This window comes from Saprospira sp. CCB-QB6 (assembly GCF_028464065.1).
Classification (GTDB): Bacteria; Bacteroidota; Bacteroidia; order Chitinophagales; family Saprospiraceae; genus Saprospira.
This window is the reverse complement of sequence record NZ_CP116808.1, coordinates 2,518,737-2,544,748: the sequence shown is the minus strand read 5'-3', so window position 1 is coordinate 2,544,748 and position 26,012 is coordinate 2,518,737. Positions and strand designations below refer to the sequence as shown.

Here is a 26,012-nt window from a genome sequence, read left to right as displayed (position 1 = left end):
TTTACTTGAAAAAATTAGCCGAATCCTATAGAGTTCATTTAGCTCTAATTAAGTTTAAGTGGCTAGAGCGTATATGAGAACATCAGTTTAAATGAGTTTGTAAATTAAAGCCAGAAAGGCTTTAAGCTGTCCCCCCATCGCCTATGAGAACATCATTTTTTTATATTTTCCTGTTATTTTGTCTTTCTTCTTTTGAAGTCAAGGCACAGGGCGAACTCATGTCGACACAGACCCATGAGGCTTACAACAACTATGTGATTTATAGCAATGAGTTGGTGCATGCCTTACATATCATGGAAAGTGATTTTGCCTACTTGAATATGGCCTTTAATGAGTATATAGAGCAGGGTGAAAAAGAGATTGCTTTTGAGCAAAGAATCATTTTAAGGAACTACGATTACTTTCCCATTTTACCTCGAGATCTTTATGTCAAGCTCTATGATGACAACTTTTATATTCCACCTAAAGAGCGGGGAAAACCATTGGAGTTAATCGGTCAATATCACAAACTGATAGAAGAACTAGAAGAAATTTATGAGGCTTTGGCGCAGTACTTAGAGTCGGGGCGCTATCGTTCTGATGAAAAATTATTACAGGGCTATAAATATTTGGAGCGTATTGAGTTGTTGTACTATGATGCTTATGCTTTAGAAGAGAAGTTATATTGGCGTTTAGATGCTAGCTTTAATCATTATAAAGTTCCAGTACGAAATCAATTATATGCTAATATTCTTTCAGAGCTAGAAGATCTTTGGCAGGAAGGGCGTCGGATTAGTCGCGGGGTAAGAGCTAAAGATCGGAGTGCTGGCTTTAAGGCCAACTGCATGTATTTTGAGAACTTAATTTTTAAGCTAAAAAAAGACAAAGAGCAATATTTAGGAAGCATTCCCAAGGACGAAGAAATTCTGCGCGATTATTATGAGCAAATGATTAACCGAGCAGAGTTACTCCTTGCCGATGCTCGATCTTATCTAGCCCAAACAAAATATCAAAATAAGCCTTTGGGGGCTGACTTTCATTACTATAGAGATATGCTTAGTCACTACAACCGCTACGGAAATGGCCTGACGGCGCTCTATAATAAGATGTTGCATTATACTACAGAGCCTAAACTCATCGCGGATGAGCTCCCTCCTATTTTTGAGCTTAAATACCCCAATCATCCTGCGTTTGACTCGCTGCGAAAAGATAGCATTGCAGATCCTACTTGGGTATTGGCCCAGCTAGAAAAAAATAGACAAGATAGTATTACTCGGGCAGATAGTTTGGCTAAGATTAAAATGCAGATGCCTCAAGTAGGAGATCCTAGTTTAGAGGGCTTTGCCGCTAATAACTTGATTTTCCTTATTGATATTTCCTCTTCTATGGGCGATGAAGAGAAACTCCCACTGCTAAAAAACTCTTTGACCCAACTATTATCGCTAATGCGCAAAGAAGACAATATCTCCATTATTGCCTATTCTGATAAAGCAGAGCTGCTTCTTCCCCCTATTTCTGGCCAAGAACAAGAAAAAATTATTGGCATTTTAGAAAAGCTGCAAGTCCGCAGCAGTAGTAATGCCGATTTGGGCCTTAATAAGGCCTATCTCCTCGCTCGCGAAAGCTTTATTGAAGGAGGCAATAACCGCATTATTATGGCTACCGATGGCAACTTTAGTATTGACAAAAAAACGGAGCGCTTAATTCGCAAGAGTGCTCGCAGAGACATACAACTCAGCATTTTCTACTTTTCAGAAAAGGAATATGATTATGTAAAGAATAATCTGCAAGAAATTGCCCTTTGGGGAGAGGGAAGTTATAATTACATCACCACCCAAAATGCCAGAAAAGCCTTACTCCTAGAGGCCCAATCCGTGCGAAACACTCCCTAAATCAAACAACAACTAAAAAGGGCTGCTGGATAATTTATCCAGCAGCCCTTTTTAATACTCCTCTTTGATAACTATCGAGAAGCCTTATCTAATGGAGGAAAGAGCAGGCGCATGCCTGGCTCAATCGCATAAACAGAAGGTAAGTCATTGATTCTGGCCACAGCCATAAAAAACTCAGGACTACCATAAATATCTTCACAAAGCTTAGGCAAATTGTCTCCATGCTTAATCTCAATAAAGTGACTCAAGTCAGGAGAGTTACCTTTTGCACGAGCCTCAGGATCTTCAACCCCCTTAAACTTTAAAGTCAACTCCGCCCGTACAGGATGCCCCTGCGCACTAAATAATACATACTTAACCGTCAAGCTCTGTAGCTGACACTTATATACCCCTTTTGAAGAAACAATATTAGTAGACTGAGAAGGCAAAACTGACCCCCAAGTTACCGTTAGGTAAGGAGGACCATGCGTTTCTTCTACATAATAATAACAGGTATCTTTTAACTTCTTAATATAATCTTCTACCGTTGGCGTTCCTGTAGCAAATTTAATGGCCGCCATCACTGCCCCACCTATACTCGTAGGCAATCCACCTGGATCGGGCAAAACCCCCGTAGCATCCACTACAGTCTCAATCGTTAAATCAGGCGTCTCATAGTTAGCTGCACCAGGAATAGGAGCAGATTCTCCACCCGCATTTTCAGAGGTCTTGGTGTCTCCACCACTCCCCCCTTTATCCCCATAAGAGATATTATAGTCGAGCTGTAATTCTTGAGGGTTAACTTGCAAGGCAATCGCATTACCTGTCTTTTTTTGGCAAGCAACATCTTTATAGCCAGTGATTACTACTTTCTGCATGAGTAGAATGCGTTTTATGGTTAGTCGAGGAAGTATTTTGTCGTTGAGTGCTTTAAAGATATTCTTTTTCCGCTGAATTTTCGACTTTTATTTAATTTTTTTCCGCTGAAAAGTTAAGCCCCTAAGCCTTATTTTTCTTTTTCTGGCCAACCTATTATGCGCTGGCTAGGATATGCCCAATCAATATCTTCCGCCTCCGCAAATGCAATTAAGATGCTCTCCCAAATTTGCTGGGCCGAACCCCGTCGCTGTTTAGGTGGACAAAGATAACGCAAGGAAAACCGTATCCCCTCCCGCTCTACCGAAGTATAAACGATTGGCGTCAATTTATTATAGTAAATCAAATACTCCCCACTCATGTTCCGCAAATTCTCCCTAGCTTGCTCATAATATGTAGGCGCCTTTTGGTTAAGGATCTCTGTCAAGATCTCCTTGGCCTTAACCCAATTGCTGTCAAAGGTAATATCCAACTCCAACTCATTCCAAATGAAGTCTAAGGTCGCATTGTAATTAGCTATATCCGTATTGAAAACTCGCATATTAGGAATAGACAACAAACGGCCCGTGCTCTGATCACTATGCACCCAGTTCCCCAATTCCAACATCACAAAATCAAATAACTTGATGTCTATCACATCTCCCGTCTTATCCCCCACCTGTATCCGATCCCCTACCTTAAAGGGCTTCCTAAAGACGATGTAATACCAACCCGCCATGTTCACAATCGGATCCCTAAACGCAATGGCCAAACCCGCCGATAATAAGCCCAAAAAGGTGGCAAAGGACTCAAACTGATTGGCCCACAAAAAAGCCAAGGACAATAATAATAGCCCATTGAGGATATAGGAAATTCCCTTGTTCCAATTGTACCTAGCCACGGGATTGGCCTTCAATCGCCTAGCTACTGAGTTTTTTAACAAGCGCTTGAGCAGACTAAATAACAGCCACAAAACAACCGATAAAGCCAACTTGATCTGCCAATCATTCCAATCCTGTCCCAAATAGTGCTTCCAATACACCAATATTTGCTCAAACATATCGCTAGAATCAAAAAAAGGCGGCCAAAGCCGCCCTTCCACTAAAATATATAGGTTCTTATTTGTCCAATTTGTCTAACTCGACAACAAAGGCCCCTTTCAAATTATACTTTTTCTGCAAGTTCTTCCGATAACTCTCCGCCTCTGCCTTAGTGAAAAATGGCCCCATAATAATCTTGTAATAGGGCTTGCCATTCAACTCATCCGCATAAACTAATGCCCCCTTAAACCAATTTTTCTGCAAAACAGCCACCTGCTGCACTACCGACTCATAGTCGCTATAACCCGCAACCTGTACCCCAAATCCCTTGGGCTCCAATTTCAAGACCTGCATCTTATACAAGCCCCCCTTATCCAAAGCCGAGGCCTCTTTGATGATGTTCAAACCATCTGCCTGTGTACTCTTTACCGCTGGCTTAGAGGCTGGCGCTAGCTGACGAGCCGCCGCCTTTTGCGCTACTTTTGCCTCCGCTTTTGGCGCTGCCGCCTCCTTTTTTACCGCCTTGGCACTGCTCTGCTGAGCACTCACTACCTCCACTTTTACCTTGGCCTGACCATCCGCCAATAAGCCAATCTCTTCCGCCGCAGCCTTAGATAAAGACACAATCTGACCCGCAATATATGGCCCACGATCAATCACCCGAACAGTCACCGATTTCTTATTGCCCGCATGCGTCACCCGAATAACCGTCCCACAAGGCAAGGTTTTATGCGCCGCCGTCAATTTCGTTTTATCATAAGTCTCTCCACTACAAGCAGTTTTCCGACCATGAAAACTGTCATCGTAAAAGGTGGCAATCCCCACTTCCGCAGGGGGCAAGTCATTATTGTTGGCCGAAGCCCATTGTAAGCTGAAACTCAGCAAAAAAATAAAGAGGATTTGTTTCATAACGATTTCTATTTGTTAGAAAAACAATATACAAGTTCAACCCTAATTGACCCAATATTTTAGCAAAGGATTTTTTTTGCCCATGTTTTGGGGCCTCCTGCCTACGGCAGGCGCTACGTTTACTCCCTTTGGTCGTCGAACTGCGGCCTAAAGGCCTTGTTGTCGCAGCTCGCTGCTGTTTTGGGGCCTCCGCTGCGGCTTTGCCTTGCGGCGCTACGTTCCGCAGCTCGCTGATCGCTCGGCCCTTCGCCGCTTTCAGCGGCTCGGTCTGGCCTGACGGCCACTGCTGTCCATCCCTAAGCCGCTCAACAGTTGTCATTCTCTTAGCTTTCCGCTTCGGCACTAAATGCCAAGGCTATAGATAAACTTAAACTTTGTCAAATCTCTTTTATATCAATAAACATTTCCTGCAAAAAAGCTATATTTATTCATTCTTAAACCTTATCTATAAATTAACATGTACGACAGATAGATAATATCAATTAGTTAAATCCCCCAGCAATGAATAACTACCTTTTAATTCTATTTTTTTCGCTCTCTTTTAGTTGGCTAGCTCAGGCGCAGCAGGATAGTACAAGGAGCTTGTTTATATATTATCCTAGGTTTACTCCAAGCAGCATGAATGTTTATGTTTATATTGATTTCAATCTAGAGGAAGAGGGGCTAAAATATAACTCAGAAGAACGCTGGGAACAGATAAAACAACAGCCACTTTTTTACATAGCCTTTGTCAAAGAGAATAGCTCCAATGATTCTATTTATCAAGTTTATGATGTTATTCCGATCTGTGAGGAGGAAAGCAGTTGTAAAGACTGTACGAGTTTTGGCCATTCTTTAGCCAAGGTATTCGCAGATAAGAAATTTTATTTCGACTTAGAATGGACCTCAGAAAAAGAGAAGAAATACTATCTCTATGAGCATGGAGGTTCTATTTCACGCTTTACCTTAAAACTTAAGCTGTCGGAGGAGCTGCCTTGGCCTTTTCGTCCAGAAAGGAGTGATCGTAGTATAATATCAAACAAACAATATGTCCTCAACTAAAAAACCATTCAAAATCATTAACAAGCTCCTTGATTGGGTGTATAACATCTATTCCTTTCTTACAATAGCCATTATTGTAATCGCTATTGTAGCCGCTCTGCTTTTCTTTTTGTTGGGCCGTTGGGATTATCTAATCAGTAGGGAGGATTGTGAACAGTTGGTGATTAACAAAATTCATTTTAAGGGGATACTCTTAGCTAAAAAGAAGGGACGCCTAGGGCAGTTTAGTAGCTCTATTCATTTTATTGTGATAGACTCCTTTGGGACGCCTAAACAACTGATCTTACCTCCTGCTGGGGATACCCTAAAATTTTGGAGGAAGGCCCAAAAGGGAGACCTAATTATTAAGGAGGCTTGGAGCGATGAAATTATATTAGTTCAGGAGGGCCAAAGGGAGGCTTTTCCTTATCCGAATAGCCCCAACGCCTTTAAGTATAATCTCTATGAATATGGCTTTTTTGATTTGGCAGATACGACTTATTATTTCTGCTTAGTTAATGATGAAGCCAAAAGTAGTCGGGATATGAAGCTGTATGATATTGATTATTAGAAGCTGAGGGCCGAAGGGCCTTCGGCCCTCTTTATTAGGTTTTGTATGGCCTTCCTTTTTGCTGTGGGTTTCAACCCACAGCAAAAAGGATATAAATTCCCCCCCCTAGGGCCTGTAGGATGGATATATAAACCTGCGGGTTAAAACCCGTAGCCAGATTAGACCCCAATTAGCTAGCTTTTTATTGTCTCATGGCTTGCAGCTTAAAAGCCACAAGACCTGAAAAACTTAAGCCCCTGTTTTCTATCATGGAAGCAGGGGCTTTTAAGCTCCTGCGGCGAGAAAAATGATGGCCCAACAAGATTGGCTGCGGCCTTTAGGCTGCAGCATCTTAGACAAAAAATACGAACGCATCCAAAATTTCAATTCTAAGCCAAGCTAGCTAACTTGTAGTAGGTCAAGTCCATAAAAAAAAGATAGGGCCTTATACAGCTCCCCCTAGCTAAATGTATCAATGCAGATGTCTTGGGGGATTCCCCCTAGCTAAATGTATCAATGCAGATGCCTTGGGGGATTCCCCCTAGCTAAATGTATCGATGCAGATGCCTTGGGGGATTCCCCCTAGCTAAATGTATCGATGCAGATGCCTTGGGGGATTCCCCCTAGCTAAATGTAACGATGCAGACGCCTCTGGGGAATCCCCGGAGCTAAATGTAACGATACAGATGCCTCTGGGGAATCCCCGGAGCTAAATGTAACGATGCAGACGCCTCTGGGGAATCCCCGGAGCTAAATGTATCAATGCAGATGCCTCTGGCCTTTAAGCTGCAAGCCCTAAAACAATAAAGGATGGGCTTATGAGCTCCTCATCTGACTGCGGCTTAAAACTCACAGGTCCACATATCCACCCTAGAGGGCCGAAGGCCCGCAGGCTGAGGGATGGACAGCAGGGCCGCCGCAGGCGCCAGACCGAGGCGCTGAAAGCGCCGAAGGGCCGAGCGATCAGCGAGCTGCGACAACCAGCCCCGCAGGGGCGCCAGTTCGACGAAGTAAACAGCCCGACCCGACCGATAATTCATGAGGGTTTCAACCCTCATTTTGTATAGCTTCGCAAAGCGATACCGCTTTGCGCTGGGTTTCAACCCGGCGGAAGGGGCAGCCCCAAATAAACAATAAAAATAATTTGCCCCAAAGGCTAACCTTTAAAAAGAGGGGGCATAAAGAGACAAAAGCAGCCAAGCGGTGCTTCTACCATCTTAAAAAATTAGCCTTATGAATACGATCCACCTTTATCTTAGCCTTGCCCTTATCTTTGTTTTGGTCCAAAACAATTTTGCCCAAGAAGCCAGCCTGCCTCGAGATGGCATTTATCAGAAAACTTGGGGAGAACGGCCAGTGATCCATCGGCCAGAGCTGCAAGAAAGAGATGTACTTTGGGAAAAGCGCATCTGGAGAGAAATTGAGTTGGGCGAGCTGCAAAACCAGCATTTTGCCAATGAAAACCGCCCCCTGATTGATCTGCTCATTCAGGCCCTAGAAGACCAAAAATTGAGTGCTTACAATGAAGATTTTTCTGTTCGCATGGATTATTCAGAGGCCATGAGCTATGTCTATAAAATTGATACTTTTTTTGTGATGGACCTAGACGGGGGCTGTATGGGCGATAATTGGGAGGTGGTCAAAACTCGTATCAATCCCAAAGATGTGACTCGTTTCCGTCTTAAAGAAGTGGCTTATGTAGACAAAAAAGATGGGCAACTCAAAACGCAGATTCTAGGCATTGCCCCCATCCGCAATATCTATGACGACAATGGCAACTTTTTGATGGCCAGTCCTATGTTTTGGTTTCATTTTGACGAATTGCGCCCCGTTTTGGGCCAAACAGCGGCCCCCAACCGCTTTCAGGATGCTGGGCAATTGTCTTGGGCCGATGTTTTTGAAGCCCGCCAATTTTCTAGCTACATCACTAAAGAAAGTAATCTGCGCGACCTCCGCCTACAAGATATTTATAGCGGTACAGACCGCCTGCTACAGGCCGAAAAAATCAAGGGTAAAATGGCTAATTATGAACATGACTTTTATGGGAATTAGGTCCAAACAAAGGCCCCAAACGCTAGTGCATTTGGGGCCTTTCCCTTTAATCTCGGACAATAATCGGAAGCGAAATTTGCAGTTGTAGGTTGCGGCCCTGTTCGGGCAACTCTAGCTGTCGATAGCGGCTCAAATGGGCCAAATAAGGCGTATTGAATAGGTTTTGGGCCAATAATCGGACAGACAAAGGCTGCTTGCCCCAAACAAAATCCAAATCTAGACGCAGATCCCAAAGAGAAGCTGCAGGCGTGCGCTTCTCATTTCGAGCCACTTGATTTTGAGCGGCCCAATAACGATGTCCCAAGGCCAGTTCCAAATGCTTCAGCCCCTTTTTGGGCCTCCAATCTTTGCCCCAAGCCAATTGAGAGCGAACAGAAAAGGGCGGAGAAAAAGGCAGGGGCAAAGCCGTTTCTAGCCCATAGCTATATAAATACTCCAAAGACTGCTTCCACTTAACGCCTTTATAGCGATAATCATAGCGCAGTTCTAGGCCCGAAAACAAAGCATCCTGCTGCTCATATTCATACAATTGGCCCGCATCGGGTAAGGGCGAAAAGCGAGGGGCGGGCGATAAGTACAAATAGCCATCAAAATAATGCGCATAGGCCTCGGCCAAAAGGCCAAAATTGCCCTTGCGCCAGCTCCAGCTCGCATCTAATTGATAGCCAGATTCGGGGCCTAAGCTACTGTCGCCCTTTTCGTGGCGAAAACTACCGTGGTGCACCCCATCACTCAATAACTCTACGGGATGCGGGGGGCGAAAACTTTTGCTGAGTTGTGCTTGTAAATTAGACCAAGCATTCAGTTTTCTCCAAAGTCCAACACTGGCCGAGCTCCCCCAAAACTGTCGTTCCAAGGCCCCAGCCCCCAAGCTAATATTTTGCCCATCGACATCAAAGTATTGCGCAAAAGCAGTAGACTGCATTTGTTGATAATCTAGACGCAAGCCAAAATCAAGGCCCAAACGCTCCTCTTTATTTACCCAATGGCCCAAGGCAAAAGCGCCTAGCTTGCTCTGCACAAAAGCGGGAATCAAAAAGTCGAAGCCACCTCTTTCATTCCTTTGTTGCTGGCCCGAAATACCATAAGCTAGTGCCCAAGCTTTGTAGTCTTGCCGCAGCTCTACACGGCCCGAAAAAGTAGCCAAATTGAGCGCTAAGGCCAAGCGGTCATTAGCATCGGCTGGGCGGTTGTGCAAATGTGGAAAAGCAAACTCTTGACGCAAATTCTGCTGCCAACCTAAATCAATATACAAGGCATCCCGCTCCGTCAGCTGATAATTAAAATTGAGAAAAGACTTGAGGTGTCGAATAGATTGGGAGGGAAAATCAATATCTCGCCAGTTGCCATCGGGCTGTAACTCATAGGCTCTGGGAATCCCCATCGCCCCAGAAAATAAACCGCCCTTCATCTGATATAGGCTGTTGGTCCAACGCAAACTCCCTTTTTTCCAGAGTTTGCCCAAGATCAACTTGCCCGAACGCTCCTGCCCTGCCGTATTCTTCAAGCGTTGTTCATACAAAGGCAAAACAAAGCCTTGATAGACAAATTCATCGGCGGGCACTCGATAGTCGCCATAGCGCTGTTCACTATATTGCAGTTGCCAAAAGTAGTTGTGCCAGTTGCGGCCCAATTGCAGGTTTAGCCCCCAATGCTCATTATTGCTTTTGCCTAAAAGCAAGACTTGTCCCTGCCAACTATTGTGTGGAGCGACCTTAGTTGGCAGCAAGCGAATACTTCCGCCCAAAGCATCAGAGCCATAGCGCAAACTACTTGCGCCCTTACTCAACTCTATGCGATCAACACTCAAAGCATCAATGGCTAAGCCGTGATCGTTGCCCCACTGTTGCCCTTCTTGGGCCAGATTGCCCTCTAGCAATTGTACCCGATTGCCCATCTGTCCCCGAATAATCGGCTTGGCCATCCCCACCCCTACCGAAAGAGCCGAAACCCCTGGAATTTCGGCTAAGGTATTGGCTAAGTTGCCCGCTAAATTCTCTCGGATATCATCCGCATTCAACAACTCTTGAGAGGGCTGCGGCTTAGGCCCCAAATCTTGCTCCTGTACCAAAACGACATCCACCTCTTGACAGCGCAAACAATTCGCATCTGCAGCTAAATATAAATGAATATGAATGTCTTTTTCTACCCCCAAAACGATAGTGCGCTGCACAAAACTCCCCTCCTGTCCAAAAGCCTGCAGATCAATACTATCCCCCAAATCAGCTGCTAACTCAAAATGAAAATGTCCCTCAAAATTAGTCAATTGGGCCATACTATCTGGCAAAAGGAGAACGGGTAGCCCTATAACCAACTCATGGCTCTCATAATCGTAAACCTCGCCATGAATCTGATAATTTTGACCCCAAACGAAAACAGGCCAAAAACAAAGTAAAAAGTATAAATTGCGCATAATTAAGGCTTCATCTTGTTAAGCTCCCACAAAAGTACAGCTCTACTGCAACATTGTTGCAGCAAAGCGCTAACTTTAACCCCTTATCTCGCTTAAAGTTTGTTAAAACATGAAACGCTTTTTCCTTTTCTTCCTCAGCCTCTTCCTTTTGCAGGCCTGCCAAACTGCCCAAAGTGATCTTCGGGCCCCTATTCTCAATATTTATAGCTTTACCCCCCAGCTCCTTTCCGACACGATTTGCGGCCAACTAGAACCCGATAATGTCATTCATCTTCGTACAGATGATACCCTAAAAATGAATTTGGGGCTCATTGATAATGAAGAGCTCTCTCAACTCAAAGTAGACATTCACGCCAATTTTGATTGCCATGGCCACCGTAGCCCCTACCTAGAAAGTTGGTCGGTCCTTGAGCTAATCGATCTAAGCGGCAGCAACCAAGATTTAGAACTCTTTTATGTTCCCCCAGCAGATGCCTGGGCCGGCAATTACCATTTTCAGCTCCGCCTACTCGATGCAGCAGGCAACGAAACAGGAGGCAGCACAGCTTATAGCATCAAACTGATTTCTAGCCAAGATAGCATTGCCCCCGAAATCCGCCTCAATAGCCCCCAAGGCAGTACAACGGCCAACCGTGGCAGCCAAATCTTTTTTGAGGGCCAGGCTTTAGACAATATGGACCTAGATGGCGGAAAACTCGAACTTCGCTACGAATCGCCTTCTGGAAATATCCAATTGGCCCAAGAAGTGGAAATCCCGCTCAACACGGGAACTACCTATACCTTTAACTGGTCCTATCCCATCCCCAACACCCTCTCTACGGGTAACTACCGCTACTTTTTGCGCATTATTGATGCCGTGGGCAATACCACAGAGAGCAGCTCAGTGGATATTCAGCTGAATTAGTGGGATTCCCTGAATAAATCTTTAACTTTGTGCTCTATTTTTTAGGGGCCTGCCGCCTGCGGCGGCCGTTACGTTTCAGGGCTCGCAGTTCTGCTCGGCCCTGCGCCGCCTTCGGCGGCTTTGGTCTGCGGCTTTGCCGCCCCCTTGCACATCACTAGGCCGCTCATCGGCCTAGGAAACGCTTGGCCAACTGCTCCGGCCCCTTTAGCCTACTGCTTAAATATTTACTGCAACTTTAGTTATGAAAGAAATTTGGGAACGCTTCGAAGCATGGATCGACCGTTATGCTAACCTACTGCTTGATGATTTGAATGGAGGAGCAGAAGAAGAACATTTTGAGCCCGTCGAAAGGGCCATCCGCTCTGAACTGCCCCAAGCCTTTAAGGAATTTTATCGCATCCATGATGGCCAATACTCAGAATCTGAAGAGGGCCTAATTGATACACATATTCTTCTTCCGCTAGAGCAAATGCTCAGCATCTGGGCCCAACTCCGCCATCAATTTGATGAAGGTGCATTTGATGATCTAGAATCTGAGCCTCAAGATGGCATTCGGATGGAGTGGTGGAACCCCTACTGGCTTCCACTCACTACCGATAAAGCAGGTAGCTTTATTTTTATGGATTTTGCCCCTAGTCGCCAAGGCAATTTGGGCCAAATTATCTATATGCCCCGCGATTCTGCCGAACGCATTCTGCTGGCCCCCTCTTTTGAGGCCTGGATCAGCCGATATGTGCGCCACTTAGAAGAAGGCCACTACCGCTACTCGGAAAGAATGGGCGGAATTATCCAAAAACAACGCCTCAATGGGGTAAGCGACGATAGCCAGCATAGCTTCTGGCACGATAGCGAAAATGATGACCTAGAAGGCTTTGAAGTGGTCAAAGAATAGGTCCAAACTCTTCCTGTGGAGGGCGGCTAGCTGTGCTAGCCGCCCTTTTCTTTGGCCCAAATGGCCTAGCGATGGGCAGCAGTGGCGCGAAGCGCCAGACCCAGGCGGCTTTGCCGCCGCAGGGCCGAGCGATCAGCGAGCTGCGAAACGTAGCGCCCGCCAAAGGCGGGAGGCCCCAAAACAGCAGCGAGCTGCGACAACAAGGCCTTTAGGCCGCAGTTCGATGACCGAAGGGAATAAACGTAGCGCCGCAGCTTCGCTGCGGAGGCCCCAAAAAAAACAGCCTACAACTGCATGTAGACTGTTTCTGTTTTTACTCAAACTGAACAATGGTTTTGCCGTCCCCCCCTTGTTGAGGGGCTGCAAAAAAGCTGTCCTTTACATTGGGATACTCCCGTAGTTTTTTCTGTACGGCCCGCCGCAAAACGCCAGAGCCTTTTCCGTGAATAATCTCCACTTCATAGGCGTTTGACATCAGGGCTTTGTCCAGAAAAACTTGTAGGCGTTCGATGGCATCCTCGTAACGCATTCCCCGAATGTCAATTTTAGCATCAAAGACTTGGGGTTGGCTGTGCAATTTGGTTTGTACCGTGCTCGCCTGCTGCTTTTCAAAGGCGCCTTCTACCAAGATGAGGTCGCGCAGTTTCACGCTCAAACTAATGTGTTCTAGCTCTACCAGCGCCTCCTTCTTTTTGATTTCTCGGACCACGCCCAGCATGCCACCCGCTCGCAAACGGACCTGAGAACCCACCACAATTTCGCCCTTCACCTGCTGATGATAAGCCTGATAAATATTCTCTTTAATATCATCGACTTTTTCGGTTAGCTCGGCTTGTTGCTCTCGGTTTTGGGCCAAGAGGGCCTCCGCTTTAGCGCGGGCATTGGCTTTGTTTTCGGCCTCTCGTAGTTCCTTGAGGGCATCCTTAAGATCTTGGCGATCTTGTTGTAGGGCCAACATTTCTTGTTCACGGACCTGCAACTTGAGTTTTTTGCGCCCAAATTCCAGCTCCTTTTGCGCATAATTATAATTCTTAATGAGCTGGTCCAGCTGTCGCTGCTGCTCTGCCACCTCTACTTCCTTTTTCTTGAGTTCTTGTCGCTCTCTTTGCAAGTCAGCGAGCATTTGCTCATAGTTATGCACCTTTTTACCCACTTTTCGCTTGGCGTATTCTACCACTTTGAAGGGCAAGCCCGTTTTTTCGGCAATTTCGAAGGCGTAAGAGCTACCGGGTTGGCCCATTCGCATTTGGTAGGTGGGGGCCAGGCTATTCATATCAAACACCATATGGCCATTGACTAGGCCCCTTTGGTTAAAAGCGAAACTTTTGAGATTGGCGTAGTGCGTAGTAATCAAGCCATAGACCTTTGCCTTATTGAGTTCTCGCAAAATGGCCTCGGCGATGGCGCCTCCCATTTGGGGGTCGGTACCAGAACCAAACTCATCAATCAAGACCAGAGTATTAGCATTGGCATGTTTAATAAAGTAGCGGGCATTTTCCAATCTAGAGCTATAGGTACTCAGCTCATCTTCCAAAGACTGCTGGTCTCCGATATCGGCAAAGATTTGCTCAAAGACGCCCATTTCGCTGCCCTCGGCGATAGGGAGAAGAAGACCGGCCTGCAACATCATCTGCAAAAGGCCAAGGGCCTTGAGCGTAATTGATTTTCCCCCAGCATTTGGTCCACTGAGCAATAAAATGCGCTCATCTTTCTCAAAGCTTAGACTGAAAGGGACCACGGGCTCGCCCTGTTCCTTATTCTTCAGCAGCAAAAGCGGATGATAGGCCTTTTCAATCTTATAAAAGGGAGTGGGGCGCAGCAAAGGCTTAGTTGCATTGAGTTTGTAGGCCAATTGTGTTTTGGCTTGGATCACATCAAAGCGAAGCATCAGGTCCTGAAAATCTCGGAGATCATCTACATAGGGACGGAGCAAGGCGCTCAAGTCTCTTAGAATGCGGAAAATCTCTCTTTTGTATTCTTGTTCCAGATCAAAGAGGTCATTGTTCAAATCAATCACCTCATCGGGCTCAATGTAGACCGTGCGGCCAGAAGCCGACTCATCATGTAAAATCCCTCTTAACTGTCGCTTGTATTCGGCTTGTACGGCTAGTACTCGGCGGCCATTACGGACCGTTTCTACAGAGTCGGCCAACCAATTTTTACTTTGGTAAAAACCTGCTGTCTGTCGAAATCTTTTGTCCATTTCTTGCCGCTTAGAGCCCTGCATCCGAGCAATGCGCTGCAATTCGGGTGAGGCATCTGGGCGGATATTCCCTTCTTCATCAACCACTTGGTTAATTGACTTGAGCAATTCGGGCTCAAACTGTAGGGGACGTAAAATATCAAAGAGATGTGGATAGAGTTCTCGGCGCTCTGTTTTGGGATCAAAGAAGCGGAAAAGGGCTTCTGTACAAAGCAAAATGCTGGCAATATTCCGAAGGCTCTCTACCGAAAGCACATAGCCCTCAATTCGGAGCATTTTCAAGTCGGCTTCTATGCTGTGATAGACCCGCAGGGGAATATTGTGATTGTGTTCATAGCTTTGCAAAAACTCAAAAGATTCTTGCAAAGATCGCTCTATCTCTTGAGGGTTTTGGCTCAGGCTAAGTTCGGCAAAATAGGCCTGCCCCAGCTCTCCGAGGCAGTAGGCTTGTAGTCGTTCTACGACCTTATCAAATTCTAGTTTCTGATAAAGGTCTTTCGGTGCTAAGTTCATGACAAAGGTTGAATAACTGCTGTTCTACAAACAAGAACTGCCCAATTGGGCAGTTCTCTGTAGTCTAATTCTTTAATTTGGCTGCTAATCAAAGAGCAGAAAGGCGCAAATAGTTCAAGTCTATTTATTCTTTTTCGCTTCTTTGGCCTTGCGCTTGGCTTCTTTGGCTGCGGCCTTGGCGGCTGCCTTCTCTGCTTTGCGTTTTTCTTTGGCTGCTTTTTTCTCGGCCTTTTTACGGGCTTTCTCTGCTTTCTTGGCCGCTTTGAGTTCTGCTTTGAGCTCGGCGGCAGTCTTGGGTTTTTCTTCTATTTCTACGGCTACCTCTTCTTTGGCTTCCTCCACAACTTCTTGTTCTACCTGAACGATATCCGTTTCGCTAGCTAGGCTAGCCAGCTCAAACTTGCAGTTGGGCGGATAGGCGCAACGCAACTGGGCTTGTTGAGGCAATTTGGCCGCTTCATCATTGCTGAGCATAGCCAACAACCGGCTACTTTGGTTGGGCGTCAAACAAGCGCCCTGAAACAAACTTAGGGCCTGTTCATAGCTGTTCTCTGCATCAAAACAAATAGAAAAGAGGCTATCATAAAGGGCGGGTTGCATGGGCAAGCTCGTAAAGGCAGTCACTTTTTCTCGTTTCTCTTTGCTGCGACGAAGCATCTTTTGGCCTCCACGCTCTACTATGGTTTGGATCTCAATTTCTTTGAGCTCTACCACTTCTTGTCCCCCCTCATCTTTGTCCTCTAATTTATAGCGGATAGTCGTAATGGTTTTGGGATATTGCGATTCATCAATCTCTGTAGAGTTGTTATTTACCTCATAGCCTCCAAATCGCTTGCCCTCGCCTTTGTTGCCCTGAGGGGCTTTGCTGGCCGTAGCTGGACCAACTCCTTCTTTACTATAGGCCAAATCTAAAGCAGCGGCTCCCCCTGCACTAATCGGTAGACGATCTTCTGATTTCAAAACCATTCGATCATTGATTTTGACGATCTTATAGACCGAACAGAAGCCTTTGTCCAAAACTACATTTTGTTTTAATAGGCCCAACTTTTTATCTGTAAATTCGATACGTAGAAAGTAATTGCCTTCTACAAAGTTGCGCAAACGAACACTGGCCGAGGCTTGTTCTGACTGCTTGCGGCCATCTATGCCCACATAAAATTCATAATTGTCGGCGCTCTGAATGAGCAAATCGGATTGGGCCCAAGTTTGGCCCCCCAACAAAAGGAATAGGAGTATTAAGTAATGCTGTACTTTCATAAGTTGTTTTTTTATTAGTTCTAAATCATAAGGATAAAATGGAGTCTACAAATTTAATGAATAAAACAGAAAAAGAGCAGGCCTACAGCGCTGCCCTAAGCGAAATTAAAGCGGTTTTAGAGGGGGAAAGCCAAATGGTCCTTAAAATGAGTACGATAAACTGTATCCTCAAGACGCATTTACCCTACTATTTTTGGGTGGGCTTTTACTGTATGCATGAGGGCGCCCTTATTGTTGGCCCTTATCAAGGCACCTTGGGCTGTTTACATATTGGTTTAGATCGCGGCATTTGTGGACGGGCGGCTCGCTTGGCCCAAACGCAACTGATTCAGGATGTACATGCCGATCCCGAACACCTTGCCTGCGATAGCCGAACCAATTCAGAGATTGTTCTGCCCGTTTTTGACCCGCAGGGCCAATTGATCGCCGTTTTTGATGTGGATAGTACCGAAAAGGCCGCCTTTGACGAGTTGGACCAGCAGTTTCTCGAACAGTTATTAGCCGAGCAGTTTGCTCAAACTAGCTTAGAAAAACAGTTTTTAAGCTAGGGTTCTGTTCTGCTGCTGTTTTTGGGGCTGCCCCTCGCCTGCGGCTCGGGTCGGGCTGTCTCGCAGCTCGCTATTCGCTCGGCCCTGCGGCGGCAAAGCCGCCTTGGTCTGGCGCTGCGCGCCACTGCTGCCCATCCCTCAGCCTGCGGCCCTTCGGGCCTGTAGGATGGATATATGGAGCTACTAAATTCCAGCAAGCCACAGCCATCTGCATCTTTACATTTAACTGTGGCGTTGCGCCACAGCCGTCTGCATCTTTACATTTAACTGTGGCGTTGCGCCACAGCCGTCTGCATCTTTACATTTAACTGTGGCGTTGCGCCACAGCCATCTGCATCCTTACATTTAACTGTGGCGTTGCGCCACAGCCATCTGCATCTTTACATTTAACTGTGGCGTTGCGCCACAGCCATCTGCATCCTTACATTTAGCTCCGGCCCCAAGCCAGAGGCATCTGCATCAATACATTTAGCTCTGGCCCCAGGCCAGAGGCGTCTGTATCGTTACATTTAGCTCCGGCCCCAGGCCAGAGGCGTCTGCATCGTTACATTTAGCTCCGGCCCCAAGCCAGAGGCATCTGTATCCTTACATTTAGCTCCGGCCCCAAGCCAGAGGCATCCGTATCGTTACATTTAGCTAGGGGGAGCTGTCTAAGGCCCTATATTTTTTTTCTGGACCGCCCCTATTACAAATTAGCTAGCTTGGCTTAGCAGCGAAATATTGGATGCGGTTGTATTTAAGCCCTTGTCATTTTACCCTAGGGGCAAGCCCCTAGGCTAATAGTCATAGTCGCCCCCTCCTTCGAGGGGGCTTTTTGTTTAGCACTATTGATCAACTAGGCCCAGACGGCATTTTCTGTATTGGCTCCTTAGGTCCTAAATCTTATGTTTGAAGAGCAAGAGAAAGCAGTTTATTGAAGATCTTGTTTGCTTAACTGTTAAAGCTCAGGGGTAAAGACAAATCCCCTCGCAGGAGGGGATGACAGATTCTATAGCCTAGGGCCTTGGCCCTAGGGGTAAAATTTATATCCTATCGACCTGTGGGTTGAAACCCACAGCAAAAAGGGCGGCCATGCAAGCCCTAATAAAATGGGCCGAAGGCTAAACCCTTCAGCCCATAACTAGAAAAGGGGCAATTAACTAAGACGAGATAGATAAAAGGCCAAAAGGGTTAGCTTAATGAAGGGGTTTTCCCCTCATTCTATAAAAGATTGCGAAGCAATACCGCATTTACTGTGGGTGTCAACCCACAGAATTGGCCCAGCGCTGCGGAGGGGTGGCCGAAGGCCAGACCGAAGCCGCCGCAGGCGGCTGAAGGGCCGAACAGACCTGTGAGCCCCGCAGCATAGCGGCGGCCAAGCTAGCCAAAGGCTAGCTGGCCGCGGGCCCCAAAAAAAAGACTAAAAAACATCCTTTGCCCACTCCTTTGAGATCCTCTTGCTATTTAGAATTCGGCAGCCTTGAAGAATCCTAGTAGAATAAGGGATTAGAGCGGGGGAAAGACGAACTATTTTCTGTCTAAAGTTTAATTTTTTCTTAACTTAGCTCAGTCAAATAGACTTTGGATGTCCGCATCCTGCAAAACAAAAAGCAAGCAGCCTAACCCACTGCTTGCTTTTTGCTGCCTTAAAGTCATTTATTAACAAATAATATCTTTTTATGAGATTATTTTACACTATACCTAAGCGGAAAAGCTGGCTAGCTGTAGTCCTCTTTCTCTGCCTGCCATTTTTGGCTTGGTCGCAAGGCCGAATTGAGGTAAGAGTAGTGAGTATGTCTGTGGCCAACAATGTAGATTGTGACGGCTTTTTGAATGGAGACAGTGATTTTGTCTTTGAATTTTTGGCCACGGATAACACCATTGGCCTAGTGAACAACAACCCCGCGGCTATTGGGGTGTTGGGCGACTTTAACTATGGATTTCGGAATGGGGACAATGGTCCTTGGACCGTTAATGCACCTAGTGGCGATTTGAGACCCAATGATGGTATTTTCTTCAATCAGGAGTATATCTGTCCTGCCGATGTGCCTAGCCTCATCAATATTGATTGGCGGGCCTATGAGAATGACATTTTGGGCTTTAACTACAGTTTGACGGGAACCACCTTTGATGAGGACCTACAAACGGGGAATCAAGTTGGGGGAATTGCCGTGCCTGCTGTAGGGGGAGTAAATACGCAAAGCTTTACGGCAACGGCTACAGATGGCTGTGGGAACCAAAGTTATACCTTAGTTTTGGAGGTAGAGCACTTTGCCTTGCCCGTTACTTATTTGCCTGATGCTATTTGTGCGGCGCCCATGCTCAATTTGAACCAAACCTATACCTATGGTTGGTGTCCCACAGTTACTTTAGAGCCCAATGAGCCCAATGCTAGTGATGTGACGGACAATGGTTCTGTTTGGTTTGCTTTTACGGCTCCAGCTTCTGGGGAAGTAGAAATTACTACGGACCTTAGCGGAACGGAAATCGGGACCTATATGCAGTTTTATCATGCTGCAGATGGCTATGGTTGTACGGTAGGGAATAACCTCAACACAGGCGCCCAAGTAAAAGACAAATTTGAATACCTTTCGCATTTAGAATTTTCGGATGGAACAGATGGTTTGGGGTTAGATCCTGAGGCAGAAATTGAATTTGATGCTTGTGACCCTGTAGGGGGCGTGAGTTACCAAAAGCTGCATCCTGGGGAGGTCTATTATGTACAGCTCACTTCTGATGATGCAGGAGAAAGAGGTTGGGTACAGGTTCGGATTAACGATTTGGGAGGATCCTCTCCGCCCAATCCAGAAGACATTCCCTGTACTGCACCTCAAATTACCTTGGGTACAGCTGCTGTTTCCTCTGGAGCGGGTTCAGCGGCTAGCATTACCCTAGACTTTGACTGTGCTTTTGATGGGGGGAATGATTATGGAGAAACGGGCTCGGCCCATACCAACTCCAATCCAGAGAACTACCATGCTTATGATTACGATCATAATGCGACCAATAACAGCACGGTCAATGAATCGGTTTGGATGCATTTTACTGCGCCCAATAGTGGCCGTGCTTATGTAGAAACAGATTATACAGGTTCTGTATTTAGTGAGAACTTGGCCTTTTTTGGACCAGATCCTCGCTTTGCGCCGGGTACTCCTGGCGATTTCTCTTGTGCCAACTTAACCAACCTCGATGCAGCAGATGGGGGCCGAAATGGTGTTTTGGGAAATGCTCAAGAAAGCGCCATTGTCTACAGAGAGTGTATGGAGCCAGGTTATGAGTACTATGCTATGGCGGATCCTGTTAGTGGACTCAACCCCTTCAATGACCAGTTTATTGGAGTTTGGGCCTATGATCCTTCGGTAACGGAGCCTTTGGAGAACCCTCCACCCAATGATATTCTTTGCCTTACGCTACCTGATCCCTTCTATGAGATTCCGGTGCAGTTAATTGGTCAGCCTCCTCTCCCCTTCCAAGCAGTAGCGGGAAGCAACCAACGCGCTTGTATTGAGCGCCTAGCTGGAGAGCCTGTATCTGACCCGAACCCTGCTAATCGCGCAGATCAGACGGTATGGCACTACTTTACCGTTCCTCCTTCTGGAGTAGTAGAGATTCGCTTGAGAGCCTATACCAACCTCAACCGTTTGAACTATGCCATCTATCCTTTGCTCAATGGCACGGATTGTTATGGCGGTTTGCAGCCTGCTACCTACACGACTACAGGGGCCGCCAATGGTGGCGCACTAACGCCCATTGCTTCTGGCAACACGGATTTTAACGGAAGTACGATTAGCCTTTGTTGTTTGGTGCCTGGTACCGTTTACGCCCTTCAGTTAGACGGTGGTTCTCCTGGTGATCAGGGACAATACATCATTGAATACATTGAGGAAATTGAGGTCTATGCTGGCGACTCTCAGTATGAGACCGAGCAAGGCGATACTATTGCCTACAACAGCATGGACACCGCTTATATTTGCTATGGAGACAGCATTTTCCCTTCTGTTATGCTAGATCCTTTGGGCCAAACTACTTCTGTAGTGCCTGGCTGTTTGGAAGTAGGCTTTATGTTGCATAACAGCTTCCCTATTCCCGATACTATTGCCAATATTGGCTTTATGTATATTGACTCTACCCGAGATAGCTCGGCTTATTTTGTCAATAATACCAACAACTCGGGCAGCATGGGCAATCCGCTCTTCAACCAAGTTTACTATGTATCTGCGGTAGCAGATGAGACCGTTAGCTGGGGAGATTTGACCTGTTCTAGTGCGAGTATGGAAAATGGGGCCCCTGTGGTCTTCCTACAACCCTTGAATATTGTTACGGGTTATGATCCCAACAACTGTACAATTAGCCTGACGCTTTCAGGTGGTTTGCCTGCCTATAATGGTAGCAGTTATGATTATCTATTGGTCAATAGCTTTGGCGATACGATTCAGGGACAAGCCTTAGCCAACCAAACGGTTAGCTTTCCTATTTTGGGAGCCGATGTTTATGATATTTATATCAATGATGGGGTCAACTGTACAGCCCAATCTAGCGTCAATGCGAGTCCTTGTAATGACCCTTGTTTGAGCGATCCCATCCGCTTCATGCCTAGCCCAATTGATAGCACCATCTATCAATGTCAGGCTGGAGGTAATGCGGCTACAGCAACCGTCCTCATCAATGGAGGTTATCCCGCTCAGAATGGTTCTAACTACACGATTGTACTTAGTGGATCTTCTGTGGCTGGACAAAACGGTAGTTATACCGTGGCTGGTTCAGGCAACTCTAGCGCCATTTCATTTAGCTTTGATGTAGCTGATGGCGATGTTTGGAGCTTAATCGTAAGTGATAGCGGTGCTTGTAGCGATACTACAAGTCATCTCTTTACTTATGACCAAACCAACTGTCCTGATTTCTGTGTAGCGAATCCAGTAGTAGCTAGTTCTGGCTACAGCTGCTTCCCTACAGGCAGTGCTTTAGTAGAGGTTAGCTTGGGTGGTGGAGCCCCTTCTATCTTTGGTTCTAATTATACGGTAAGTGTTTCTGGTTCTACTGTATTTGGACAAACCTACAGTAACGCTCAGATTGCAGGGACTATTGGTGGCAGCAGCTACTTGTCCTTCTTGGTTAATGATGGTGACAACTGGACCGTTACGGTCATTGACGATAATGGCTGTACGGATACCCTCAGCAGTACCTATATCTTTAATAGTACGAACTGTCCTATTAGCTGTGATTCGGTGCCTTTGGCCATTACGCCTTCTAGCTACAATTGTAATCTAGATGGTACCGCAGAGGTCACTATTGATATTACAGGAGGTACGCCTTTCTTTGATGGCTCTGATTATAGCTTGACCATTACAGGAGTAAGCACTGGAGATAATGTCTTGAATACCCCAGTAGCGGGCAACATTGGCGGTTCGGTAACTTATAGCTTTACCGTAGCTGATGGCGACATCTGGCAGGTCTTTGTGGAAGACATTGAAGATTGTCAAGAAAGCTTGACGGATACCTTTGCTTGGAATGCGACCAACTGCGGTAACATCTGTAGCAATGCTAGCTATACACCCATCCTAATCAATGGCGGATCTGATTCGGTCAGTTATGACTGTGATGGGCAAGGCAATGCCATTTTGTTCTTAGAACTGACTGGCGGTTTGCCCGCAGCGGCTGGTCCCAACAACCTATATACCGCAACGATTACCATCAATGGCCAAACGACTAGCCAGCAAGCTCTTTATAGTGGTGGTTTTGCTAGCCTAGGCCTCAACTTGGCTTCTGGCGACGACTGGAAAGTGGTCATTACAGATGCTTTGGGTTGTTCTGCCGATAGCATTGCCGCTATTTTCCAAGCTGTAGATGCGGTTGCTACTAGTGATGCTGGTTTTGAAATCTTGGTGGGGGAAGCTGTTACCCTAGATGGTACAGGCAGCCAAGGAAACATTACTTCTTACCTTTGGACGCCCATGACGGGCCTCAATAATCCCACTCAAGCCACAACAATTGGCTTCCCGATTGAGACCACTACTTATAGTCTAGAGGTTCGTGATGCTAATGATTGTGTAGACTACGATAGCGTGACGGTTAATGTTGGCGCTTGTGTGGCCCAGCATTCTGGTTTCACGCCCAACAATGATGGCGTCAATGACCTTTGGGAAATTCCTTGTTTGGAATTGCTAGAAGGCGATTTGGAGGTTTACAACCGTTGGGGCCAATTGGTCTACCGCAAAGAGGCTTATGACAATAGCTGGGATGGTACGGACTTCCGTACGGGTTCCAATTTACCTGATGCTACCTACTATTATGTACTACAGGTAAAATATCCCTCTCAAGCCAATCCTGTCCTCTTTAAAGGTACGGTGACCATTATCCGTTAATAGTTTAAGTGTGGCGCCCTTCGGGGCGCCCGCTACTAAAATCATAGCTTATGAAACATTTTTTCTTTACGCTATCGCTGCTGCTTTTGGGCTGGCAGGCGCAGGCCCAGCAAGAGCCTCTTTTTGCGCAATACAATAACAATAGCTACCTGATTAACCCTGCTGTGGCAGGCTCTAGAGGGATTCACTCTATACAGGTCTTCCATCGTTGGCAATGGGTGGCTTTTCCAGGAGCGCCCCAAACTTTTGGGGTCAATTATCAGGGACTTATTGGCCAATCGCATGGGGTGGGCGGCTTAATTTTTTCTGATGTGACGGGCCCCTCTCGCCGCTTTGGGATGAAGGGTTCTTATGCTTTTCATTTGCCTGTGGGCGATGATATGCGCCTATCGATGGGCCTAGCTGGTCGAATTGTCCGCCAACGCATCAATACGAGCGAGATTACTTTTGTCGATGATAATGACAATGCGATCAATAGCGGTAGCGAGGCCGTAACTACTGGAGATGCCGAGTTTGGCCTCTACTTCTATGCCCGCAACTTTTTTATTGGGGCCTCGGCCCCCAACCTCATCCAATCTAAGTTGGATTTTGCAGGCAGCAATGCCACGGGCCGCGATCCTATTGGCTATAATTATCGCCACTATTTTGTAACGGCTGGCTACAAGTTTTTCTTTGATGACAAAGAAATGAGCCTAGAGCCCTCTATTATGGTCCGCTATACCCAAGGGCCCCGCCCACAGATTGATGGCGGAATTAAGGCCACTTTCTTGGGCGACCAATTGGGCTTTGGCGTTTTTTACCGATCGCCAGGCTTTTTGTCTTTCCAAGCTCGCTTTGTTTTTGACAAGCAGATGCCACTTTTGCTCTCTTTTGATGTGGCCACCAATAATTTCCAAAATTATAGTGTAGGCGCTACGGAGGTCAATTTTGGCTATGACTTTGCCGGCCAAACCCTTTATGGGGTTGCGGGCCAAGCTGGTCCAGATATTCCCTCTTTGCCCTCCTCTTCTGGAGAACGAAAAGGAACGCTTTAATTGCTTAAAAGGTCGCTGCTTGCAGGGGCCTTTTTTTTTGGGGCCTCCGCCTCCCTTCGGTCGTCGGCGCTACGTTTATTCCCTTCGGTCATCGAACTGGCGCCTCTTCGAGGCTGGTTGTCGCAGCTCGCTATTACTTGCTTCGCTGCGTCGGCTCCCGTTGGTCGGGTCGCTCGGCCCTGCGGCCTGACGGCCTTGGTCTGCGGCTGCGCCGCCCTGCTGCACATCGCTAGGCCTGCGGCGGCAAAGCCGCCTGTCTGCTGTAAATGGACCAAACAAATGGCCCAAACTCCCCGAAGGGATTCCCTAAGGAATCCCGTAGAGGGGAGGGTGGGCGGGGACATATTAGCGAATGAGGAGCGCAGCGACGAATACCATTTATACGGTCCTACAGGCCCGAAGGGCCGCAGGCTGAGGGATGGATAGTGGGGCGGCGCAGCCGCAGACCCAAGTTTTTGAGCGTAGCGAAAAAACTGCAGGGCCGAGCGAGCAGCGAGCCACGACACAGCCCGACCCGAGCGAAGCGAGGGGCAGCCCCAAGAAATTCTAAAAAAGGAGCTGAATAAGTTTAGCAATAAGAGCGCTGCGTTTTAGTATCTTTGGGCCAAACTATAAATACTAAAAGGATGCAGAAGCTAAAAATTGGCCTCTTGGGTGCGGGCCATCTTGGAAAAATACACCTCAAATGTTTGCAACTATTGCCTGATGTTTATGAGCTAGTGGGTTTTTATGAGCCGCAAGCCGAGCGGGCAGCCAGCATTGCTGAAGAATTGGGCCTAAACGCCTATACGGATGTAGAGGAATTGATTGCGGCCGTAGATGTGGTAGATATCGTAACGCCCACCAGCAGCCATTTTGAAATGGCTAAAAAAGCTATTGCGGCGGGCAAACACATCTTTGTAGAAAAGCCCATCACACAAACATTAGAAGAGGGCAAAGCCCTTTTGGCCCTAGCACAGGAAGCCGGCATCAAGGGGCAAGTAGGTTTTGTAGAGCGTTTTAATCCCGCCTTTTTGGCCATGGCAGATCAGGATATTTCGCCTATGTTTATCGAGGCGCATCGTTTGGCTCCCTTCAATCCTAGAGGCAATGATGTTTCTGTTGTTTTGGACCTCATGATTCATGATCTAGACATTTTGCTCAAGTTGGTCAACTCGCCAGTGCGTTCGGTACAGGCTAGTGGCGTAGCCATTGTTAGCCCAGCTGAAGACATTGCCAATGCTCGGATAGAATTTGAGAACCGTGCAGTAGCCAATATCACGGCTAGTCGCATCTCTATGAAAAGTATGCGTAAGTTTCGCCTTTTCCAATCGGATGCCTACATCAGTATGGACTTTTTGGAGAAAAAGAGCGAGCTCATCCGCCTATATGATAGCCCAGAGGGTGTAAGTGAAGCAGATCGCCTCATGGCCCTAGAAACTCCGCAGGGAGAGCGTTATTTGTTAGTGGATCAGCCCGAAACGCAGGCTGTCAATGCCATCAAAACAGAGTTGGAGCTCTTCGCCAAAAGCATTTTGGAGGATACAGAGCCAACGGTTAGCTTAGAAGATGGCGTTAAAGCATTAGAGCTAGCCTATCAAATCTTAGCGGCTATCTCGGCACATCGCCAAGCTATACAAGAACAATTTTAG

General features: G+C 46.7%; 16 protein-coding genes. 10 read left to right on the top strand and 6 right to left on the bottom strand.

Annotated features, from left to right (window positions below):
* Positions 1-143: 143 nt before the first annotated feature.
* Positions 144-1,871: a VWA domain-containing protein gene (locus PPO43_RS09870; RefSeq protein WP_272617337.1), complete on the top strand. Its 1,728-nt coding sequence runs from the start codon at positions 144-146 to the stop codon at positions 1,869-1,871.
* Between the two features lie 71 nt (positions 1,872-1,942).
* Here PPO43_RS09870 and PPO43_RS09865 read toward each other — a convergent pair whose 3' ends face one another.
* From PPO43_RS09865 to PPO43_RS09855, 3 genes are all read right to left on the bottom strand, one after another.
* Positions 1,943-2,728 (bottom strand): CIS tube protein, encoded by a 786-nt coding sequence (locus tag PPO43_RS09865; RefSeq protein WP_272617335.1) that lies wholly within the window; start codon positions 2,726-2,728, stop codon positions 1,943-1,945.
* Between the two features lie 128 nt (positions 2,729-2,856).
* The gene (locus PPO43_RS09860) at positions 2,857-3,765 is read right to left on the bottom strand and encodes a mechanosensitive ion channel family protein (protein ID WP_272617333.1); all 909 of its coding nucleotides are present in this window, start codon (positions 3,763-3,765) and stop codon (positions 2,857-2,859) included.
* A gap of 58 nt (positions 3,766-3,823) precedes the next feature.
* Positions 3,824-4,654 (bottom strand): septal ring lytic transglycosylase RlpA family protein, encoded by an 831-nt coding sequence (locus PPO43_RS09855; RefSeq protein ID WP_272617331.1) that lies wholly within the window; start codon positions 4,652-4,654, stop codon positions 3,824-3,826.
* Between the two features lie 501 nt (positions 4,655-5,155).
* Between PPO43_RS09855 and PPO43_RS09850 the strand changes: the two genes are divergently transcribed.
* The 3 genes from PPO43_RS09850 (at position 5,156) to porN (ending at position 8,276) form a co-directional block, all read left to right on the top strand.
* Entirely contained in the window at positions 5,156-5,695 is a 540-nt protein-coding gene (locus PPO43_RS09850) for a hypothetical protein (protein ID WP_272617329.1), read from the top strand.
* Positions 5,682-6,245, top strand: a complete 564-nt coding sequence (locus PPO43_RS09845; protein ID WP_272617327.1) for a hypothetical protein — start codon at positions 5,682-5,684, stop codon at positions 6,243-6,245. The genes PPO43_RS09850 and PPO43_RS09845 overlap by 14 nt, the downstream gene beginning before the upstream one ends.
* 1,212 nt (positions 6,246-7,457) lie before the next feature.
* Positions 7,458-8,276: a type IX secretion system ring protein PorN/GldN gene (gene porN, locus PPO43_RS09840; protein WP_272617325.1), complete on the top strand. Its 819-nt coding sequence runs from the start codon at positions 7,458-7,460 to the stop codon at positions 8,274-8,276.
* 46 nt (positions 8,277-8,322) lie between these two features.
* Here the strand turns inward: porN and PPO43_RS09835 are convergent, their stop codons facing one another.
* Positions 8,323-10,689 carry a TonB-dependent receptor gene (locus tag PPO43_RS09835; RefSeq protein ID WP_272617323.1) on the bottom strand — a complete coding sequence of 789 codons (2,367 nt, stop codon included), beginning with the start codon at positions 10,687-10,689 and terminating at the stop codon, positions 8,323-8,325.
* A gap of 109 nt (positions 10,690-10,798) precedes the next feature.
* Here PPO43_RS09835 and PPO43_RS09830 point away from each other — a divergent pair, with 109 nt between their 5' ends.
* Complete coding sequence (locus PPO43_RS09830) at positions 10,799-11,593, top strand: DUF4625 domain-containing protein (protein WP_272617321.1); 795 nt, start codon at positions 10,799-10,801, stop codon at positions 11,591-11,593.
* Positions 11,594-11,834: 241 nt separating this feature from the next.
* On the top strand, positions 11,835-12,485 hold the full coding sequence (locus tag PPO43_RS09825) for an SMI1/KNR4 family protein (RefSeq protein WP_272617319.1): 651 nt from the start codon (positions 11,835-11,837) through the stop codon (positions 12,483-12,485).
* A 313-nt stretch (positions 12,486-12,798) separates the two neighbouring features.
* Here PPO43_RS09825 and PPO43_RS09820 read toward each other — a convergent pair whose 3' ends face one another.
* Both PPO43_RS09820 and PPO43_RS09815 read right to left on the bottom strand, forming a co-directional pair.
* On the bottom strand, positions 12,799-15,201 hold the full coding sequence (locus tag PPO43_RS09820) for an endonuclease MutS2 (protein ID WP_272617317.1): 2,403 nt from the start codon (positions 15,199-15,201) through the stop codon (positions 12,799-12,801).
* A 120-nt stretch (positions 15,202-15,321) separates the two neighbouring features.
* The gene (locus PPO43_RS09815; RefSeq protein WP_272617315.1) at positions 15,322-16,458 is read right to left on the bottom strand and encodes a hypothetical protein; all 1,137 of its coding nucleotides are present in this window, start codon (positions 16,456-16,458) and stop codon (positions 15,322-15,324) included.
* 56 nt (positions 16,459-16,514) lie between these two features.
* Between PPO43_RS09815 and PPO43_RS09810 the strand changes: the two genes are divergently transcribed.
* The 4 genes from PPO43_RS09810 to PPO43_RS09795 all read left to right on the top strand — a co-directional run bounded on the left by PPO43_RS09810 (position 16,515) and on the right by PPO43_RS09795 (position 26,012).
* Positions 16,515-17,006, top strand: coding sequence for a GAF domain-containing protein (locus PPO43_RS09810; RefSeq protein ID WP_272617313.1), 492 nt, complete (start codon positions 16,515-16,517; stop codon positions 17,004-17,006).
* Positions 17,007-18,664: 1,658 nt separating this feature from the next.
* Positions 18,665-23,347, top strand: a complete 4,683-nt coding sequence (locus PPO43_RS09805) for a gliding motility-associated C-terminal domain-containing protein (protein ID WP_272617311.1) — start codon at positions 18,665-18,667, stop codon at positions 23,345-23,347.
* 50 nt (positions 23,348-23,397) lie between these two features.
* Positions 23,398-24,381 carry a PorP/SprF family type IX secretion system membrane protein gene (locus PPO43_RS09800; protein ID WP_272617310.1) on the top strand — a complete coding sequence of 328 codons (984 nt, stop codon included), beginning with the start codon at positions 23,398-23,400 and terminating at the stop codon, positions 24,379-24,381.
* Between the two features lie 626 nt (positions 24,382-25,007).
* Complete coding sequence (locus PPO43_RS09795) at positions 25,008-26,012, top strand: Gfo/Idh/MocA family protein (RefSeq protein ID WP_272617308.1); 1,005 nt, start codon at positions 25,008-25,010, stop codon at positions 26,010-26,012.

What these genes read in the sequence shown, in the direction of transcription:
- PPO43_RS09870 (WP_272617337.1), top strand. Translation starts at nt 144, where the DNA reads ATGAGAACATCATTTTTTTATATTTTCCTGTTATTTTGTCTTTCTTCT.
- PPO43_RS09865 (WP_272617335.1), bottom strand. Translation starts at nt 2,728, where the DNA reads ATGCAGAAAGTAGTAATCACTGGCTATAAAGATGTTGCTTGCCAAAAA.
- PPO43_RS09860 (WP_272617333.1), bottom strand. Translation starts at nt 3,765, where the DNA reads ATGTTTGAGCAAATATTGGTGTATTGGAAGCACTATTTGGGACAGGAT.
- PPO43_RS09855 (WP_272617331.1), bottom strand. Translation starts at nt 4,654, where the DNA reads ATGAAACAAATCCTCTTTATTTTTTTGCTGAGTTTCAGCTTACAATGG.
- PPO43_RS09850 (WP_272617329.1), top strand. Translation starts at nt 5,156, where the DNA reads ATGAATAACTACCTTTTAATTCTATTTTTTTCGCTCTCTTTTAGTTGG.
- PPO43_RS09845 (WP_272617327.1), top strand. Translation starts at nt 5,682, where the DNA reads ATGTCCTCAACTAAAAAACCATTCAAAATCATTAACAAGCTCCTTGAT.
- porN (WP_272617325.1), top strand. Translation starts at nt 7,458, where the DNA reads ATGAATACGATCCACCTTTATCTTAGCCTTGCCCTTATCTTTGTTTTG.
- PPO43_RS09835 (WP_272617323.1), bottom strand. Translation starts at nt 10,689, where the DNA reads ATGCGCAATTTATACTTTTTACTTTGTTTTTGGCCTGTTTTCGTTTGG.
- PPO43_RS09830 (WP_272617321.1), top strand. Translation starts at nt 10,799, where the DNA reads ATGAAACGCTTTTTCCTTTTCTTCCTCAGCCTCTTCCTTTTGCAGGCC.
- PPO43_RS09825 (WP_272617319.1), top strand. Translation starts at nt 11,835, where the DNA reads ATGAAAGAAATTTGGGAACGCTTCGAAGCATGGATCGACCGTTATGCT.
- PPO43_RS09820 (WP_272617317.1), bottom strand. Translation starts at nt 15,201, where the DNA reads ATGAACTTAGCACCGAAAGACCTTTATCAGAAACTAGAATTTGATAAG.
- PPO43_RS09815 (WP_272617315.1), bottom strand. Translation starts at nt 16,458, where the DNA reads ATGAAAGTACAGCATTACTTAATACTCCTATTCCTTTTGTTGGGGGGC.
- PPO43_RS09810 (WP_272617313.1), top strand. Translation starts at nt 16,515, where the DNA reads ATGAATAAAACAGAAAAAGAGCAGGCCTACAGCGCTGCCCTAAGCGAA.
- PPO43_RS09805 (WP_272617311.1), top strand. Translation starts at nt 18,665, where the DNA reads ATGAGATTATTTTACACTATACCTAAGCGGAAAAGCTGGCTAGCTGTA.
- PPO43_RS09800 (WP_272617310.1), top strand. Translation starts at nt 23,398, where the DNA reads ATGAAACATTTTTTCTTTACGCTATCGCTGCTGCTTTTGGGCTGGCAG.
- PPO43_RS09795 (WP_272617308.1), top strand. Translation starts at nt 25,008, where the DNA reads ATGCAGAAGCTAAAAATTGGCCTCTTGGGTGCGGGCCATCTTGGAAAA.